This window comes from Thermoplasmatales archaeon, assembly GCA_014361195.1.
Taxonomy (GTDB): Archaea; Thermoplasmatota; E2; order UBA202; family JdFR-43; genus JACIWB01.
Genome location: JACIWA010000004.1, coordinates 18114 through 36555, shown reverse-complemented (window position 1 = coordinate 36555; position 18442 = coordinate 18114). Strand labels below are relative to the sequence as shown.

22 protein-coding genes are annotated in these 18442 nt (G+C 34.9%); 11 read left to right on the top strand and 11 right to left on the bottom strand.

Features of this window, described 5'->3' with window-relative positions; all coding sequences use genetic code 11:
• Window position 1 precedes the first annotated feature (1 nt).
• Window positions 2-4240, top strand: coding sequence for a PAS domain S-box protein (locus H5T44_03730; GenBank protein MBC7081335.1), 4239 nt, complete (start codon window positions 2-4; stop codon window positions 4238-4240).
• Window positions 4233-4670, top strand: a complete 438-nt coding sequence (locus H5T44_03725; GenBank protein ID MBC7081334.1) for a response regulator — start codon at window positions 4233-4235, stop codon at window positions 4668-4670. The genes H5T44_03730 and H5T44_03725 overlap by 8 nt, the downstream gene beginning before the upstream one ends.
• Here the strand turns inward: H5T44_03725 and H5T44_03720 are convergent.
• The 5 genes from H5T44_03720 to H5T44_03700 form a co-directional block, all read right to left on the bottom strand.
• Window positions 4644-5129, bottom strand: coding sequence for an adenosine-specific kinase (locus H5T44_03720; protein MBC7081333.1), 486 nt, complete (start codon window positions 5127-5129; stop codon window positions 4644-4646). The genes H5T44_03725 and H5T44_03720 overlap by 27 nt on opposite strands.
• 26 nt (window positions 5130-5155) lie before the next feature.
• Window positions 5156-6364, bottom strand: coding sequence for a nickel-dependent lactate racemase (larA, locus tag H5T44_03715; protein MBC7081332.1), 1209 nt, complete (start codon window positions 6362-6364; stop codon window positions 5156-5158).
• A gap of 64 nt (window positions 6365-6428) precedes the next feature.
• Window positions 6429-6581, bottom strand: coding sequence for a 50S ribosomal protein L40e (locus H5T44_03710; protein MBC7081331.1), 153 nt, complete (start codon window positions 6579-6581; stop codon window positions 6429-6431).
• A 40-nt stretch (window positions 6582-6621) separates the two neighbouring features.
• On the bottom strand, window positions 6622-7224 hold the full coding sequence (locus tag H5T44_03705) for a 30S ribosomal protein S2 (GenBank protein MBC7081330.1): 603 nt from the start codon (window positions 7222-7224) through the stop codon (window positions 6622-6624).
• A 9-nt stretch (window positions 7225-7233) separates the two neighbouring features.
• The gene (locus tag H5T44_03700; GenBank protein ID MBC7081329.1) at window positions 7234-7431 is read right to left on the bottom strand and encodes a DNA-directed RNA polymerase subunit K; all 198 of its coding nucleotides are present in this window, start codon (window positions 7429-7431) and stop codon (window positions 7234-7236) included.
• A 617-nt stretch (window positions 7432-8048) separates the two neighbouring features.
• Here H5T44_03700 and H5T44_03695 point away from each other — a divergent pair.
• Both H5T44_03695 and ftsZ read left to right on the top strand, forming a co-directional pair.
• Complete coding sequence (locus H5T44_03695; GenBank protein ID MBC7081328.1) at window positions 8049-8276, top strand: ribbon-helix-helix protein, CopG family; 228 nt, start codon at window positions 8049-8051, stop codon at window positions 8274-8276.
• A gap of 58 nt (window positions 8277-8334) precedes the next feature.
• The gene (gene ftsZ, locus H5T44_03690; GenBank protein MBC7081327.1) at window positions 8335-9405 is read left to right on the top strand and encodes a cell division protein FtsZ; all 1071 of its coding nucleotides are present in this window, start codon (window positions 8335-8337) and stop codon (window positions 9403-9405) included.
• Here ftsZ and H5T44_03685 read toward each other — a convergent pair.
• Genes H5T44_03685 through H5T44_03675 form a run of 3 tightly spaced genes read right to left on the bottom strand, consistent with a single transcriptional unit; the run spans window position 9402 to window position 11966 of the window.
• Window positions 9402-10619: an MBL fold metallo-hydrolase gene (locus H5T44_03685; protein MBC7081326.1), complete on the bottom strand. Its 1218-nt coding sequence runs from the start codon at window positions 10617-10619 to the stop codon at window positions 9402-9404. The genes ftsZ and H5T44_03685 overlap by 4 nt on opposite strands.
• Before the next feature lie 2 nt (window positions 10620-10621).
• On the bottom strand, window positions 10622-11116 hold the full coding sequence (locus H5T44_03680; protein MBC7081325.1) for an ArsR family transcriptional regulator: 495 nt from the start codon (window positions 11114-11116) through the stop codon (window positions 10622-10624).
• A 28-nt stretch (window positions 11117-11144) separates the two neighbouring features.
• Window positions 11145-11966 carry a DMT family transporter gene (locus H5T44_03675; protein ID MBC7081324.1) on the bottom strand — a complete coding sequence of 274 codons (822 nt, stop codon included), beginning with the start codon at window positions 11964-11966 and terminating at the stop codon, window positions 11145-11147.
• 55 nt (window positions 11967-12021) lie between these two features.
• Between H5T44_03675 and H5T44_03670 the strand changes: the two genes are divergently transcribed.
• Complete coding sequence (locus tag H5T44_03670) at window positions 12022-13131, top strand: hypothetical protein (GenBank protein MBC7081323.1); 1110 nt, start codon at window positions 12022-12024, stop codon at window positions 13129-13131.
• Here the strand turns inward: H5T44_03670 and H5T44_03665 are convergent.
• Window positions 13116-13403, bottom strand: a complete 288-nt coding sequence (locus H5T44_03665) for a DUF134 domain-containing protein (GenBank protein ID MBC7081322.1) — start codon at window positions 13401-13403, stop codon at window positions 13116-13118. The two genes, H5T44_03670 and H5T44_03665, sit on opposite strands and share 16 nt — an antisense overlap.
• Window positions 13404-13480: 77 nt before the next feature.
• Between H5T44_03665 and H5T44_03660 the strand changes: the two genes are divergently transcribed.
• The 6 genes from H5T44_03660 to H5T44_03635 are packed head-to-tail and all read left to right on the top strand — an operon-like array spanning window position 13481 to window position 17000.
• Window positions 13481-13765, top strand: coding sequence for a DUF5320 family protein (locus tag H5T44_03660; protein MBC7081321.1), 285 nt, complete (start codon window positions 13481-13483; stop codon window positions 13763-13765).
• 13 nt (window positions 13766-13778) lie between these two features.
• Entirely contained in the window at window positions 13779-14201 is a 423-nt protein-coding gene (locus H5T44_03655; protein MBC7081320.1) for a NifB/NifX family molybdenum-iron cluster-binding protein, read from the top strand.
• The gene (locus H5T44_03650; GenBank protein MBC7081319.1) at window positions 14198-14575 is read left to right on the top strand and encodes a NifB/NifX family molybdenum-iron cluster-binding protein; all 378 of its coding nucleotides are present in this window, start codon (window positions 14198-14200) and stop codon (window positions 14573-14575) included. Before H5T44_03655 ends, H5T44_03650 begins: the two co-directional genes overlap by 4 nt.
• Entirely contained in the window at window positions 14572-15387 is an 816-nt protein-coding gene (locus H5T44_03645) for an ATP-binding protein (GenBank protein ID MBC7081318.1), read from the top strand. Before H5T44_03650 ends, H5T44_03645 begins: the two co-directional genes overlap by 4 nt.
• 4 nt (window positions 15388-15391) lie before the next feature.
• On the top strand, window positions 15392-16126 hold the full coding sequence (locus H5T44_03640) for an Mrp/NBP35 family ATP-binding protein (GenBank protein MBC7081317.1): 735 nt from the start codon (window positions 15392-15394) through the stop codon (window positions 16124-16126).
• Between the two features lie 31 nt (window positions 16127-16157).
• Window positions 16158-17000 (top strand): ATP-binding protein, encoded by an 843-nt coding sequence (locus H5T44_03635; protein MBC7081316.1) that lies wholly within the window; start codon window positions 16158-16160, stop codon window positions 16998-17000.
• On the opposite strand, the gene H5T44_03630 is transcribed toward H5T44_03635, so the two are convergent.
• Window positions 16986-17441, bottom strand: a complete 456-nt coding sequence (locus tag H5T44_03630; protein ID MBC7081315.1) for an aspartate carbamoyltransferase regulatory subunit — start codon at window positions 17439-17441, stop codon at window positions 16986-16988. The two genes, H5T44_03635 and H5T44_03630, sit on opposite strands and share 15 nt — an antisense overlap.
• On the bottom strand, window positions 17438-18364 hold the full coding sequence (pyrB, locus tag H5T44_03625; protein ID MBC7081314.1) for an aspartate carbamoyltransferase: 927 nt from the start codon (window positions 18362-18364) through the stop codon (window positions 17438-17440). The genes H5T44_03630 and pyrB overlap by 4 nt, the downstream gene beginning before the upstream one ends.
• Window positions 18365-18442: the final 78 nt, after the last annotated feature.

Below are 18442 nucleotides of genomic sequence, written 5' to 3'. Positions count from 1 at the left end.
AATGAGATTTGTTGTTGTAGCGGAGAGGGAAGGGATGAAAAATTTGGTTTATTATTTGAGAAAATATTTTCCAGATGATGAATTTATTGAAATATACAATGAAGTAGGATTTTATGAAATTGTTGATGGAGATTATGATTTAGTATTGACTGATTATGAAATTCCCTGGGGAAATGGAATTAGAGTTTTGATTGAAGTTAAGAAGAGAAAGGAATTTGTTCCTGTAATAATGGTTCTCTCGCCTGTTTTTGAAGAAGTAGTAATTGAAGCAATGAAGCATGGATTGGATGATTATGTTATCAAGGATAGCATAGGAAGATTGCCATTTGCAATAAAAATTGCTATTGAAAGAGTTAATAGGATAAAAAGGGATATGGAATACAAGAAAGCACTTCTTGAGCTATTTAAAACATCCTTTAAAGATTTTGATTCCGCAATAAGAAAGATAAATGAAACTGTTTCAAAAACAATGAATGTTGAAAGAGTTAGTTTGTGGTTTTATGATGAGCAAAAAAGAGAGCTTTCTTGCCATGATTTATATACTCTGAGTAAAAATTCTCATGAAAAAGAGCTCATTTTAAAAGCGGATAGCTATCCGAGATATTTTCAGGCATTTGAAAAAAGCATATTGATAGATGCAAGTGATGCAATGAAAGATGAGAGGACAAGTGAATATGCGGATTATTTGAGGAAATATGGAATTGTATCAATGATGGATGTTTCATTGAGAAAAAATGGAAAACTGATTGGTGTAATATGCTATGAGCACAATTCTTTTAGAGAATGGAGCATTGAGGAAAAAAATTTCGCTATTTCAATAGCGGAGTTTGTGGTGAATTTAATTGAATCTTTTGAAAGAAAAAAGGCGGAGGAAAAAATAAAGGAGAAGGAAGAGCTTTACAGGGCAATCTGCGAGAGCTCGGGAAGTGGAATATTTATTATGCAAGAAGGAGAGATAAAGTTTGCAAACCGCTCCCTTATAGATGCATTGGGCCATACCATAGATGAATTGAATAAAATGGGCTATTTATCTGTAGTATATGAAGAGGACAGGAAGAAAGTCGAGGATGCAATAAAAGAAATAATTGAAGGGAAAACAGCTATTGTGCCAGAATTCAGGTATGTAAGCAAAGACGGATTCATTCAATGGGCGGTTGGAAGTGGAAGAGTAATTGAGATTGAGGGAAAACCCGCATTTATTGGGGTAATAACTGATATAACAAAAACAAGGAGGGCGGAGGAAAGATATAAGGAACTTTTTGAGAAATCGAAAGATGCAATACTGATAAGCACGGTTGAAGGGAAATTTATTGATGCAAATGATTCCGCCCTAAAACTGCTCGGCTATGAAAGCAAGGAAGAGCTTTTCAAAATAGATATTGCAAAAGATTTTTATTATAACCCCAATGAAAGAGAGAAAATTATGAAGGAAATTTCAAAGAAAGGACATATTAAAGATTATGAAGTAGAGATAAAAAGAAAGGATGGAAAAAAGCTGATTGTTCTTGAAACAAGCTATGAATTGAGAGATGAAAAAGGGAATTTAATTGGATATGAAGGAATTATAAGAGATATAACAGAAAAGAAAAAAATGGAGGAAGAGATGAAGGAAAGAGATGAAAGGCTTTCATATTTTTTAAACAATGTGGAAATTGGGGTATATTGCTTCATGCTAGATGAGCCCTTAGATATTTCTACTCCCGAGGATAAGATAATAGAAGAGGCATTTAAAACAAAATGTGTTGAATGCAATAGCTCATATGCAAGAATGCTTGGAGCGGAGAGAGAGGAAATTATTGGAGCAAGACTTTCTGATTTCATGCCTGATACTGAAGAAAATAGGGAATATCTGAGGCAGGCAATAAGGAATGGTTTCAAAATTTATGGAGGAATTTCTCATGAAATAAACAAGAAAGGGGAGGAAAAATATTTTTCAAATTCATTTGTTGGAATTATTAAGGAAAATAAAATTTATGGGGCATGGGGCTTCCAGATAGATATAACTGATGAAATGAAAGCAAAAATTGCGCTTAAAGAAAGTGAGAAGAAGTTTAGGAAAATTTTTGAGAATGCAAATGTTGGAATATATAGAACTACTCCAGATGGGAAAATACTTTTTGTAAATCCTTTCCTTGCAAAAATGCTGGGCTATGAGAATGTTGAGGAATTACTTAAAAGAGATTTAAAGGATGAAAGATATTACGAGCCTGGTTATGAGAGAAAGAAATTTACCGAAGAGATAGGGAAGAAGGGATATTTTAGGGGAATTTCTGCTTGGAAAAGAAGAGATGGAAAAACTGTTTGGGTAAGAGAAAGTGCAATTGCAATAAGAGATGAGCATGGAAAAACTCTTTATTATGAGGGAATTGTGGAGGATATAACTGAGTTAATTGAAAAAGAGAAAGAATTACAGAAGGCAAAAGAGGATTGGGAAAACATTTTCAATTCAATAATTGATCCTTCAATAATTTTGTCTCCAGACCACACAATTCTTGATTTAAATGCTTCCGCTTTAGAATTGCTCAAAGTTAAAAAAGAAGATGTTGTTGGTAAAAAATGCTATGAAATTTTCCATTTAAGCACTAAACCAGCGGATAAATGTCCATTGGTTGATTTACTTTTATCATCAAAACCAGAATTAAAAACAATGGAAATGAGTGCGGTTCGGGGCGAGTTTATAGTTACAGTTTCTCCAGTGCTTAGAGAAGGAAAAATTGAGAAAATTATTCATATTGCAAAGGAAATAACGAAGATAAAGGAAATGAGCAGGGCGCTTGTAGAAAGTGAAAGAAAATACAGGGCAATTGTAGAGGGAAGCCATGATGCAATCTATATTTACAGAGGGAACAAATTTTTGTTTGTAAATGATAGAGTTTGCGAATTAACTGGTTATACTAAGGAGGAGTTATACAGTATGGAGGATATATATCAATTAATTCATCCAGATGATAGAGATAAGGTAAGAGAATATGGAGCAAAAAGAGCAAGAGGAGAAAAGGTGCCAACTATTTATTTTGCAAAAATTTTGAGGAAGGATGGAGATGTTAGAGAGGCTGAGTTCAGCGTTAGCCCGATTATATATGAGGGAGAGTATGCGGTAGTTGGAATGGTAAGAGATTTAACCTTAGAGAAAAGAGCATACAGGGCTCTTAAAGAAAGTGAGAAGAAGTTTAGAAGTTTGGTGGAGAGTGCAAATGATGCAATTTATATTGTTACACCTCGAGGATTTGAATATGTTAATCCAGAATTTGAGAGGATTACTGGTTATAGCAAGGAAGAGTTGCTGAGCAAGGATTTCAATTTCATGAATTTGATATATGAAGAAGACAGAAAATTGATTGAAAAAAGGAAAAAGGAAAGAATAAAGGGAAAGGAAATACCGGGCAGATATGAATTCAGAATCGTTAGAAAAGATGGGAAAATAAGATTTTTGGAAGCAAAAACCGTTGAAATAGGTGAGAAAGGAGAGGCAAAAGTTATGGGAATTTTAAGAGATGTTACTGAAAGAAGGGAAGCGGAGGAGGAAATAAAGAAATTATCTGATTTACACTATTATATAGGAAAATATGTTAATGAAAGTGAAAATTTAAAGGAGCTATGCAACAGTTTCCTTGAATCTCTGATAAAGATAATTGAAATTGACTACGGGAATATATTTATATATGAAAGGGAGAAAAATTCATTGGTTCCTGTTGCATTTGTCAACTATCCAGAAGAATTTGTAAAAAGAAACATAGTTGAATATAGCATTGATGATAAAAGAAGGGAGGCGGTAAAAGTTTTTTTAAGCGAAAAGAAAAGTTATATAAAAAATCTTCAAAATTACAAGCCACTTTCCTATAATTTTGATTTATATAAAAAATACAAGATGAAAGAATTGCTAACCCTTCCTCTAATATCAAAAAATGAAATTCATGGAATATTGCAGGTTATGGGAAGCGAAGAAGAGCCATTAACAGAAAGTAAGATAAGGCTATTGGAAGCAATAAGTGAAGAGCTTGCAGCGGGTATAGTAAAAATAAAGGCAATAGAAAAAGTAAGAGAAGCACTTGAAAGAGAGATGGATTTCAAGAGCAAAACCGCTCATTACTTCTTCAATCCTCTTGTAATAGCAAAAGGTTATCTTGAGCTTGCAAAAAAAGAAGATGGAAAGGATAAAATAGAAAAAGCAATTAAAGCCATTGAAAGAATAGAAAAGGTTATTAAAAATGTAACACAGAGAGGTGAGATAGTTGAATAAAATATTGATTGTTGATGATGAGCCAGATATACATGAACTATTGAAAATCTATTTAGAAAGAATAAAGGATGTAGAAATTATAAGTGCATTTTCTGGGGAAGAAGGAGTAAAAATATATGAAGAATTGTTCAGAAAAGGAGAAAAACCATCTCTTGTAATAATGGATTTAAATTTATCAGGAAAAAATGAAATTGAGCTCGATGAAATTAAGATGGATGGAATAAGAGCAACTCAAAGAATACTTAAAATTGATCCTGATGCAATTATATGGGGCTATACCGCATGGTTTGGGACAAAATGGGCGGAAGAGCTTAGGAGAGTAGGAGCAAAAATAATATTTGGGAGAACCACTCCATTCAAAGAATTTTCGAAAATGGTGGAGAGATTTTTGCAGGAAAGAAAATCATTTCTTATACCCTATCTTCCTTAAAAATTCAATTCTTTCCTTCTTATCTTCCTCTTTTTCTATTCCCTTGCTCTTGAATCCATCAACAACTCCAATTATTGCCCTCCCTTTCTCCTTGCCAATTTCTGTTTCATGAATCAAAACTTTTGTTGGATTTGCGGTTGCACAGTATATCCTGCATACTTCTGGCACATTTTTTATTGGATTAAGCACATTTATTGGATAGCAATCTTTCATGAATATGATAAAGGTATGCCCCGCCGAAATTTTCTCCGCATTTTTTATTGCAAGAGAAATCATTTCTTCATCATTTCCTTCATATCTTATCAAGCATTTTCCAGATGCCTCACAGAATGCTATTCCAAACTTTGCATTTGGAACATGCATCATTGCTTCATATAAATCTTCAATGCTTTTTATGAAATGGGTCTGCCCCAAAATGAAGTTTACATTTTCTGGCTTTTCTATTTCAACTTCAATCATGAATTTAAATAAAAAGCAAAATTTAATTATTGCGATTTTAAGGTTGCAAGGGTTGTTGATGCATTTGGAGAAACAACAATTTTTGCATCCTTCCCATGATTTTTGTAAATATGGTCAAGAATTTCATTTTCTTCTATTTTTTTCATTCTGAAATGAGAAACCATTTCCTCGCTCATTTTTGTTACCATATAAATTTTGAATTTCTCACATGCCTTCAGCATATAATAAACCTTGTGCTTTCCCATTATGAATTTTTTTAGCAAATCTTCTTTAACTTCCTGGCTGTTTTTGTATTTTCCAATTTCATCATAAAATTTCTTGCTTCCATGCCCTTCACTACACTCCGCTACCAAAAATATACTCCCTCCCTCCTTTACAACATCAACAACAGTTTGAATTGCCTTCATCGCCTGATAAAGATTTATGTCATGAGGATAGCCATCTGATGCAATTATGGCGCAGTCCGCTTTGTGGCCCACTTCAACTTTATACATTTTGTCAACCATTTTTGCGCCTTCCCTCAAAACTTCTCTATGCCCTCCGGAGAATGCTCCAACTATTTCATGCTTGCTGTTAATTACAACATTGAAACAGAAATCAATGCCTGCAATATCTGCTGCATTTTCCATGTCATCGCTTACTGGATTTCCATCGAGAACACCAAATCTTGAATTTTCATGAAACATTCTCTGATGATTTATTTCAATTGTTTTTTCAGATGCAACACCTGGCAAAACACTTTTTCTTCCCCCTCCATAACCCGCAAAATAATGATATTCTATATCTCCGAGCAAAATTTTAACATCCGCTTTCATGAATTCCGCATTAAGGAGCAATGGAGTGCCAAACTTTGTTTTTCCTAGCTCAACAAACTCGCTACTCTGACTATGACTGATCCATTCATATTGATATGCTATATCCCCAAGAAGCTCTTGAGCTTCTTTTTCATTCACCGCTTCATGTGTTCCAGTTGCAAAAATTATTTTTATTTCCCCTTTTAATTCATCCAATAGATAAGGAATAATTTTTTTGGTAGGGCAAGGGCGTGTTTTATCATCAACAACTATCGCTATTTTTCCCCTGAACTTTCTCAATGCTTCTCTGTTAATACCTCTTTCTATAATCTCCTCCTCATTTTCCGCTATTATCTCCTTTGCCCCAATTATTTTAAGAATATTCCTGTCAGGAATATCTAATCCAATCTTTCCTTTCCCGTAAGGAAGCAGAACTTCCATAAAGGATAAAAACGAGATATATTAAATTTGTTGCTCTATCCCGCTAAGCCTTTCCACCGCCCGCTCAACCGCCTTTACCGCGCTGGCGGGATTTTGGCCTCAAGCGAGTTGAACCGCATTTCCTGCATCTTTCCGCTTTTGATGGATTCCTTGCATTGCATTTCATGCATATAAGCTTGTTGAGTAATCTTGCTTCTGCTTCAGGGAAATTTGCCATGAGAATAAACAAAAGCATTTATAAAAGTTTGCCTGTTTTGCTAAAGCTCCGCTTCAAAATCTTCTATTCTATATTGGAATTCGTCATCGCTCTTTATATCCCCTCTCGCCTTCAATATTTCCCTTGCTAAAAGCCAGTAGGTTAATGCAAGAGATTTCCTTCCCTTATTATTAACTGGAATGATAAGATCAACAAAACCTGTCTCATTATTTGTATCACAAAGGGCTATGACTGGCAATCCCACTTTTATTGCCTCATTCATTGCCTGCTTATCACCTATTGGATCATTTATAAGGAGAATATCCACTTCTTTATAATTCTCAGAATTTGGATTTGTGAATGTGCCAGGCAGAAATCTTCCTGGCATTGCATTAAAACCACATATCTCAGAAAGCATTTTTATCGGTTTTTGAGCGTATAGCCTGACCGCAACAACCGCAACCTTCTCTGGCTCATATCTTGCAAGTAATTTTGCAGCATGTCTTATTCTTTTATCTGTCTCCTCTATATTTATAAGATAAAGTCCATCATTTCTTACTCTTGCAATAAATGGTCTCATATGCTCTGTTTTCTGCTGTGTGCCTATTTCCACACCACAGGAAATATATGTTTCTTCTGGAACCATAAACTTTTTTTCTTCCATGATGTCACCTTATACTACAGGCCCTTTTATAATTTTTCCTCTCCTCCTCACAGTTATAGGGATAACCCCTTTTTCAAATTCCATGAGAGCAAGCTTAATAGGATCTACAATATCATCCGTTATTTTTATAAGTAGGGGAGCACCCATCGCTATCTGCAATGCTCTCGCTCCTATTATTCTCGCTTTTTCGAATCTCGTATACTTCACAGTATCCCTTTTAAAATTCGTGAGTTGGAATATATTATCTATTTAAAAATTTTACCCTTTTTAGAGGCAATGCGAGAAAGAAGAAAACAATTTTTGCTGAATTCAGACGAGAATAATAAAATGTTGCAATAGAAGAATGGTTTTAATCTTCTTAAATGGTTTTAACCTTCTTAAGCTCTAGAAGGATGGAATTGCATTTGAAGCAATGTACAGTATGGAAAGAAAATTTCCCGATGCTATCAGAGGTATTTTTTCAATAGCAGGGGTATGTAAAGATTAATCTGGAAGAAGGAAATAGAGCAATGCTCTTCTATTCGGTAAAGATATATGTTCTATTCCTTGGTATTCATTATAGAGAAGAAAAATTATATCTTGAAGTTATATCTTAAAAGTCTCGCATAGCAAACATCATTTGAGAATATAATTGAGATATAAGGCAAGGATTTTTTCAAGATTGAAAAATAGAAAAATTTTTAATTTAAATAATTTTCATCTATAGCATTGAATTTATTTTTCCAGTGGAAATGCAAAAATAGAAAAATTTTTAAATAAGTTAGATATTATTGTCTGACAAATGATGGACAATGTCCTACAAAGTCCGTCATTTGGGGGAGAAAATGGAAACAGAAAAAGTCACAGTAAGGCTACCAAAACACCAAATTGCATGGATAGATACCTTGATTACCCTCGGTGAGTTCAGCTCAAGATCCGAGGCAATAAAAAGGGCGGTAAACTTATTGCTCAGAGACATCGGCAAAGAAGTAGAGGAAAGAAAGAAGACATGGGATACTTTCAGAGAGTTGCAAGCGTATGTAGAAGAGGTGAAAAAATATGATAAAAAATAAAGGAGGGGATGGGATGCCTTTGCAACCAGCCTATATAAAGAAAAAGGAGGGGATGTAAATGAAAAGTTTAGTAGAAGATGCGCTAAAGTTTGGGACGGAAAAAAAGGAAATAGATGATGGATTTGGAATACCAAAGATTGTGGTCATAGGGGTAGGGGGAGCGGGAGGAAACACAGTTAACAGATTACACAAGATAGGAGTAAAAGGGGCGGAGATAATAGCAATAAATACAGATAAGCAGGCATTGGACGTAGTTGAAGCGGACAAAAAACTTGTCATAGGGAGAAACATAACTCGCGGCCTTGGAGCGGGTGGGTATCCAGATATTGCAAGAAGAGCAGCAGAGGAGAGCAAGGATGAAATTGCCCAGATAATAGGCGAACCGGACCTGGTTTTCATAACCGCTGGCATGGGCGGTGGCACAGGCACAGGCGCAAGCCCATTGGTGGCAAAGATTGCAAAGAGGAACGGAGCGATTGTGGTTGGCATGGTATCTATTCCATTCAAGGTTGAGAGAGGAAGAATAGTAAGAGCGGAGCAAGGACTCGAGGAGCTCAGGAGAGAGTGCGACTCGGTGATAGTGCTTGACAATCAGAAATTGCTTGAATTTGTACCTCATCTGCCAATAGACAAGGCATTTGGAGTAATGGACCAGCTTATATCTGAAACAGTTAAGGGAATATCTGAAACAATTACCCAGCCATCTCTGATAAATCTTGATTATGCGGATGTAAAAACAATTGTAAGCGGTGGAGATGTGGCAGCGATGTTCTGGGGAGAGGGAACAATAAGGGATGGTCCTGAAGCACTAGCACATGAAGCATTGCACCATCCATTGCTAGAAGTAGATACTGCTGGAGCAAGAGGTTGCTTGATTCATATAACTGGCGGACAAGATATGAGCCTTGAATTTGCTGAGAAAATAGCGGAATATATGACAAATGAAATAGACCCATATGCAAATGTTATACTTGGAGCTAGAGTAAATCCAGATTACAACGGGAGATGCAGGGTTATGGCAATAATGACAGGAGTAACCTCACCTTATATTCTATCTCCAAAAACGGATGAAGTAAGACTTGCAAGATGGGATAGTGGAAAAAGATTGGGCGTTGATATAATAGCCTAATCTCCCCCTATCTCTATTTTCTCCCCATTTTTTGGAATATATGTATTTGCTTCTATTTCTTCCGCTAGCAGTTCGGGCTTTTCTGAATGAAATATTATAATATTTTCTGGAGAGCATTCATTTATAAATTTAACAAGCTGGCTGTGGCCTGCGTGGGCGGAGAAATCGTAAAATTTTACCTGGCAATTTACTTTCCTGACAACTCCATATAAATCTATTTCTTTATTATCGAGCAATCTCCTTCCATTTGTTCCCTCTACCTGGTAGCCACTGATAAATACCGCTGATTTTGGGTCATCCTTTATTTTATCTATATACCACAAAACCGGGCCACCATTCATCATTCCACTTGTTGTAATTACAATTCCCGCCTTCAATGCGAGTTTTTTCCCTTGATTTGAATAAACAAAATTGATTTTTTCAATTGCTTTTTTTAATTTTTGAGGAGATTTTATATATTTTCCATTCTCCAGGAATATTTCAGAAATTTGATAACCCATTCCATCAACCCATACTTCTTTTTCTCTTTCCGCAAGAATCATTGCAATTTCTTGGGTTCTCCCTAACGCAAATGCGGGAATTATTGCCTTTCCCCCATTATTTACAACATCCTCCACATCATCTATGAATTTCTTTTCTAACTCTATTCTATCAGGATGATCAACGCCCGCATATGTTCCCTCAATGAAGAGATTTCTGCATTTAACAGGCTTTACTCCATGAAGCAATCTTGTTTCTATTGTATTTATATCACATGCAAAAAGAGAATCATTTATTTTTATCATTGTTGATCCAGGAATATGACCCGCTGGATATAAATTTATTTCAATATCATCGTCTATGAAAATTTTCTTTTCAACATCAAAAAAATTCTGATTTGCTATCTCTATATCATTCATATCGTATGGAAAAGGATAACCGCTTGCATCCGCTATCTTTAACGTGTCATAAAAGAGAATTTGTGAAATCTCCCTAGTCAATTTTGTGGAAAAAACCCTTGTGTTATATCTTCTGCATATCCAGGGAATCATGCCAGAATGGTCAAGATGAGCATGGGATAAAATAACATCTTTTACTGGAGGAGATTCAATTGGATAAACTGGAGGATTTTGAGGAGATATGCCATAATCAATCAAAATTTTTTTATTTTCTATCTCCAGAAATATGCCAACTCTTCCTACTTCTCTTCCTCCTCCAAGAAATGTAGCAATCATCTTTATTCCACTTTTTCTATTTTCATTCCTTTATATTCAAGAATTTTTGACCTCTTCACAACGCATCTCATCTGAACAGGAGATAACCCTATCTCCTTTTCTATTTCTCTGCTTAACTCTCCTTTTTCCTTAACTCTTTCATAAATCTTTTTCTCAATTTCTCTAAACTTTTTATCATCCATGAGAACTATTGAAAATGTATCTTTTATGTTTTCTATGGATGTCATAACATTTATATGGAATGAATTATAAAAGGCATGATATTCCTTTCTTGCCTTTCCATCTTCTGGCATTATCCATCTTGTCTCCACCATTTTAACTTTTTCAAAAAATTTTAATGCTTCTTTTCCTTCCTTACCATACTTTTCCTCTATTTCTTCCATTGTTTTCCATCCTTGAAAAATTTCATTGAATACACTTCTCTTTACTTCTGTATCGAATGCTCTTGAAAGCCATGCTAAATCTGTAATATCATTAATTAATTTTGCTTGCATCATAAATATAATGCGGATTTAGAATAAATTTTTATTGTTGCTGTGCAATCAATATGCCAAATATTGCTATAAATCCTGAAACAATAGTAAGTATTTTTATTTTTTCATTTAAAAAAAGTCCTGAAAAAATCACTGAAAAAAGAGGCATCATGAAAGTAAAGAAGGATAATCTCGATACCTCAATTTTTTCCATCGCTGAATACCATAGGATATATGCAAATAAGGTTGTAACTATTGCAAGAAAAACCGCAAGAGCAATCCCTTCATAAACAATTTTTATTTCCTCTAAAAACAAGCATGGAATAAGAAAAATTGCCCCAGAAAATGAAGAAAAAGATAGCAATTGAATTGCCTTATACCCCCTGTTCAACAAATTTTTCGCAATTATTCCCCCCGCAGAATAGCTTATTGCAGAAAATAAAACAAGCAAGTTGCCCGCCACATTACCGCCGCCCTGCGGAGAAACAACAAAGTAGGTGGCGGAAATGGCTATGATTAAGCCCGCTATTTTTTGTTTTGTTATTTTTTCTTTTAGCATGAGATAAGCAAGGATTAAGGTATATAGGGGGCCGGTGCTCTGAATAAATCCAGAGATATAGGCATGGGTATATTTTAGTCCAACATTTTGAAGAATTGTGGGAAATGTTACGCTGAAAAGTCCCAAGAGAACAAAATCCTTTATTTTTATTTTAAAAGGGAAAAGAAATGGAATTAGAATTGAGCTTGCAATTCCATATCTCAGAAAAGCGAGCATTATGGGAGAAGCTCCATTCAGGGCAATTTTTGTTATTGGAAATGATGCCCCCCAGATCAAGGAGGAGATTGTTGCATATACCAGAATTTTTCTGTTCATGGATAACATTTACAGTTAAAAATATATCTTTTATATTAGTTTGTGTTATATAAGCATGGATGGAGAAGTAGTTTATTATTTCCTTTATGATATAGGAGCATTGCTTGATATAGAGAATGTAAAAAAGCTTGATACTCTGCTCATAGAAAAACTTGATATGAGCTTGATTGAAATTAAAAAATCCGCTCCAAAATATGTTAAGTTCCCTAAATATCTTTGCTTTAAATTTGAAGAGAGAGATGTTTTAACAAATAGAGGAAGGGTTCATTTAAGGACAAATATAAAACTTTTCCCGATCGGAGTAATTTCATATGAAATAAGAATAGAATTTTCAAATAAAAAATTTGAATCCCTCTTTTCCTACTATACCATAAAGATAATTGAGGATAACGAAGAAATATCACTGGAAAAATATGTGGAGAAAATTCATAAGGAAGTTCTTCAAGCGGTAAAAGAGAATATAATAGAGCCATATGGAATTGAAATAGAGCCAGAAACACATACAGTATTCTGTATAAAAAGAATAAACGAAATGGAATATAAAAAATTGCACGCCAGAAATTTGGCATCATTGCTTGCGAATGATGAAGAAATAAGAAAATTGAGTGATGATATAATAAAGGATAGAACAAAGTATAGTTATTCCTACTATGATGAGGATTTAATAGTAATAGACTGGGATTCCGCAATAATTGTTGAGCCAAGTGGAAAATATAATGATATTTTATTTACAATTGAGCTTGCAAATCTTCAACTTCTTGAATTGAGAACTTATGATAAATATTTTGATACAATTTTGGCAAAAGCTTATGATGATGTTGAAAAATTCCTTTATCAGAAAAATATTTTTAAATCTCCAAGAAAAATAATAGAAGAGCTTTCAAAAACAAAAATTGATTTAACAAAAGTTACTGATTATATATCAAATATATCAAAATTTTTTGGTGACTGGTATTTAGCAAAAATATATGGGATGACTAGTGAAAGATTTTATCTTTCTCAATGGGAAGAAAGAGTAAATAGCAAGATGGAAATATTAAATTCTCTCTACTTAATATTGAATCAAGAAAATGCAAATAAGAAGTTGCTGATATTGGAGCTTTTGATTGTAATTTTCTTCCTTGTTGATATAATATTGATACTTGCGGGTTACCTCAAAACATAGCTTCCACCCTCTATTTTTATTCCCTTTCCATTTATAATTGCATCCGCTATTTTAAAACGAGCATTTTTCAAATCGTTCCAAAGTGTTTTTTGAGAAACGCCCATTCTTATAGCTGCTTCATGCTGTGTCAAACCAAGATAATCAACTAAACGAAATGCCTCAAATTCCTCTATAAGAATAATAACTGTTTCCCTATATGGCATGTTAGGAATAAAGTAGTTTGCATTTGGTAACATGCTTACCCATCTTCTGCATCTTCCCCTACCTGGCATAATTTGTATGTAACTTTTATATAAAAATTTTGTGGAAAAATTTATATATTAAATGCTATATATTCCATGGTGATGAAATGTTCGGATGGTATGGAATATATAGATGGCCTGGAAGAGGACCTTTCAGCTACTTACCACCTTGGCAAAGACCTGGATGGCTATTTGGGAGAGGAGCATGCTGGTGGCTATTCAACCCATATTTTGCCACTCCTTGGCTACCAACCGCTTCTTTTCCAACCCCGACTACTTCTTTTGCACCAACAAAAGAGTGGGAAAAAGAAATACTTAAGAAAGAAATAGAGTTAATTGAGCAGGAATTAGAAAGGATAAAAAATAGATTGAGTGAAATAGAAAGCAAATAAATCAGGGGATAAAATGAGAATATTAATAGCAACAACATCTGGTGGTTTAGAGGATAGCATATCTTCTGTATTCGGAAGAAGCCCTACCTACACATTGGTTGAAATAGAGGGAAATAAAATAAAAAATGTTGAAGTTTTGCCAAATCCGTTTGCGGATTCCTTCAGAGGCGCAGGCATAAGGGCGGGGCAGTTCGCAATAGATAAAGGAGTAAATGTTGTGGTTGCGGGCAATTTTGGGCCAAATGCGGCACAAATACTTCAAAAAGCAGGAATTGAAATGTTAATTTTGCAGGGAAAAGTAAAAGATGCGATAGAGAGATATATTGAAAAAGAGGGGAGAGATGATATTAAAATGCTCGAAGAAGAAATAAGAAGGATAGAGGATATGCTGCAGGAAATTAAAAGGAAAATAGAGGATATAGAGAGCAAAAAATGAAAATAGCTTTTCCAACTCTTGGAAATAAAGGAATAGATGAGCAAATTGGGGAGCATTTTGGGAGAGTGCCAACCTACACTATTTTTGATTTAGAGAGCGATAAAATAAAAATTATTCAAAATATAAGCCACCATATGGGTGGAATGCTTTCTCCCCCAGAAATACTTTTAGCAGAAAAAGTTAAAGCAATAATATGTAAGGGACTTGGAAGAAAAGCGATTGAAATTTTTGAAAGAAGTGGGATAGAAGTTTATAGCGCGGGAGAAGCTACTACTGTCAGAGATGCAATTTATGCTTTCAAGAAAGGGCTTCTGAAGAAAATTTCAGGAAGTGAAGCATGTGACAGGCATCTTTTTGGACATCATCAAAAATGATTGTTGCGGTAGCAAGTGGAAAAGGAGGAACAGGGAAAACAACAGTTGCGGTAAATTTTGCTATAGCAAATGATGGCACAATATACGACTGCGATGTTGAAGAACCAAATGCAAATATTTTTGTCAAAGCAAAATTGGAAAAAATAGATGATGTTTTTTTAATGAACCCGGATTTTGATTTAAAAAAATGCAAATTCTGTAAAAAATGTGCGGAGTTTTGTGAATATAATGCAATTGCGGTTTTGCAATCCGATATTCTATTTTTTAAAGAATTATGCTCCGGATGCAATGGCTGTAAAATTGTTTGTCCCTATGATGCGATTAAGGAAGATAGAAGAAAAATAGGAGAAATTTATAGAGGCAAAAATGAGATAGAAATATATCAGGGGATACTTAATATCGGAGAAGCAAGATCCACCCCTATAATAAGAAAGGTTAAAGAATATGTCAGAAGTGAGGGGTTGTCGGTGCTGGATGCCCCTCCTGGAAATGCATGCCCCACCATAGAAACAATTGAGGGCTCAGATTTTGTAATCCTTGTTACCGAGCCAACACCTTTCGGATTACATGACTTAAAAATAGCAATTGAAAAGGTTGAAAATTTTGGCATTCCTTTTGGTGTTATAATAAATAAATATGGTTTAGGAGAAGAGGAATTGGAAAAATTCTGTAGTAGCAAAGGAATAGATATTTTAATGAAAATTCCTTATAATAGGGAAATAGCGGAAAAATATTCCAGAGGAATGATACTTGTAAAAGAAAAAGAATGGGAGAAGAAATTCAGAGAGCTTTATGAAATGATAAAAAGGTGAGAGAATGGAATTGGATGAAAAAATAGAAGAAAATATGAAGAATGTTAGGTATAAGGTAGCTATAATCAGTGGAAAGGGTGGGGTTGGTAAAACAACTGTTGCGGTAAATTTAGCATATGCTCTGGCATTGAAGCAATATGAAACCGGATTGCTTGACGCGGATATTCATGGACCAAATGTTGCAAAAATGCTTGGAATAGAAAATGAAAAAGGGATAAATCCTGTAAAAGTTTTCCCTCATCTCAAAGCGATTACCATTGCTCTCCTTCTTGAAAAAGATATGCCTGTTATATGGCGTGGCCCTCTTAAAATGAGCGCAATAAAACAGCTTATTGGGGATGTGGTGTGGGATAACTTGGATTTTCTTGTAATTGACCTGCCCCCGGGGACGGGAGATGAGGCTTTGAGTATAGCACAAACCATAAAAGGTTGCAATGCGGTGATAGTTACAACTCCTCAGGATGTTGCATTGCTTGACAGCAGAAAAGCGGTAAATTTCGCTCGCTATCTCGGGATGAATGTTATTGGAATTATAGAAAATATGGGCGGGTTCAAATGCCCTTATTGCGGTGAAAATATAGATTTATTTAAGATCGGGGGAGGAGAGGAGGTTGCTAAAGAGCTGGGCATAAATTTTCTGGGAAGAATACCCATAGATAGAAAAATTGTGATGGGGAGTGATGCGGGCATACCTTTTGTAAAAGAGGAGGGAGGGACAAAAATATATTCGTGGAGATAGTTTCCAACATTTTGGAAAAAATGGGAGTAAAATGATTGTTGCGGTAGCAAGTGGAAAAGGAGGAACAGGAAAAACAAGCGTCGTTGCATCTTTTGCAAGCTTTAATAATGCGGTTATTGCGGATTGTGATGTAGACGCACCAAACCTCCATCTTATTTTTAATCCAAAAATAGAGGAGGAAATTTCTTTTGAAGGGATGAAAGTAGCGGAAATAAATGAAAAATGCATAAAATGTGGGAAATGTGAAAAAGAATGCAGATTTAAAGCAATAAAGAATTTTAAAATTATAAGTGAAAAATGTGAGGGATGCGGGGTGTGCAAAATTGTTTGTCCCTATGAGGCTATTGAATTGAAGAAAAGAATCACAGGAAAAATTTATGTTGGGGAAACAAGATTTGGAAAATTGGTATATGGTTTGCTTTCATCCGGGGAAGGAAGTGGGAAATTAATCAATCAGATCAGGCAAAAAGCTAACGAAATTTCAGAAAAAGGGAAAAAGCCTGTTTTAATTGACTCTTCTGCTGGAATAGGTTGTCCGGTAATAGCATCCATTGTAAATACAGATTTAGTTGTTATTGTGGTGGAACCAACTTTAGCATCCATACATGATATGCATCGCATAATAGAAGTAGCAGAATATTTTAAAGTAAAATTTGTTGTGATCATAAACAAATATGATATAAATGAAGAATTGACTAAAAAAATCGAGGAATATTGCATAGACAATGGAATTAAAGTAGTTGGTAAAATACCTTTTGATAAAAAATTCATTGAAGCAATGGTTGAAGGAAAAAGTATTGTTGAATATGATGAAAATTTTAAAAAACTCATGAAAAAAATATGGAATAAAATCGAGGAATTAAATTATCTGTGAAGCTATATCTTCCGCTTCTCTCTCACAATAATAGCATTTTATTCTCAGCGGATTTCTGCTTTTAACTATGAATTTTGTTTCTATTGGCTCCTTACCATTTGATATGCAATTTGGATTTGCACATTTTACAATTCCAACAATTTCATCAGGTATAGAAACCTTGTATTTTTCAACTACTTCATAATTCCTTATTATATTTATTGTCGCATTTGGAGCAATTAATGCTATTTTATTCACTTCTTTCGGATCAATTTCTCTATTTTCAACCTTTACTATATCTTTAACTCCTCTTTTTCCAACAACATTCATTGCAATGCTTATCACCGAATCTGCATATTTTTCAGTTATTCCCAATATTTTCAGCACTTTTAGAGCATTTCCTGGAGTAATGTGATCAATAACTGTTCCATTTTTTATTGGCTGGACTTTAAGCTCCTTCATTTCACCACCCCGAGCACAAGGGCAAGAAGAGCCATTCTAACAGGCACGCCATTGAAGGTTTGTTTAAAATAGACCGCATTTTTTGTTTCATCCACTTCAGGAGAAATTTCATCAACTCTTGGCAATGGATGCATTATTATCATGTCTTCTTTCGCTTTCTTTAATATATCCATATCAATTCTGTAGCTCCCCGCAACTTTCTTATATTCCCCTGGATCAGGAAATCTTTCCCTCTGAATCCTTGTAACATAAAGAACATCAACATTGCCCAAATCTTCTATCCTATTTTTTACTTCTATATTTGCCCCCATTTCCCTGCATTCCTCAACAACTTCTTTTGGCATCTGCAATTCTTTAGGAGAGATAAATATCATATCAACCCCAAACAAGGCAAGAGCATAAGCAAGGGAATGAACAGTCCTCCCGTATTTCAAATCTCCAAGAAGAGCAACAGTGTTTCCTTCAATATTCCCCTTCTCTCTCCTTATAGTAAATAAATCAAGCAGACACTGGGTTGGATGATGCCCCGCTCCATCCCCCCCATTTATAACTGGCACGCTCGCAAATTGCGCAGCCATGCGGGCGGAGCCCTCCTGGGGGTGGCGCATCACTATTACATCGCAGTAGCTTTCCGCAGTCCTTATTGTATCCGCTAAGGTCTCTCCCTTTTGCATTGAAGTTGTGCCAGGTTGAGCAAAGCCGATTACTCCCCCACCCAGTCTTTTCATCGCAGCTTCAAAAGATAGTCTTGTTCTTGTTGATGGTTCAAAAAATAAGGAAGCCATGATATAGCCATTTAAAAGAGAGCTTTTCTTTTCTCCTTTTGCAATTGGAATCATTTCTTCCGCAACATCAAGAATATGCAAAATTTCTTCCTTACTAAAGTCTCTTATACTTATAACATCTCTTCCCTCAAACTTCATTAAGGATATATTGTTTTTAGTTAATAAAATTAATCTTTGTGAGATTTCAGGATAGATGCAGTTTTTACTCTTTTTAGG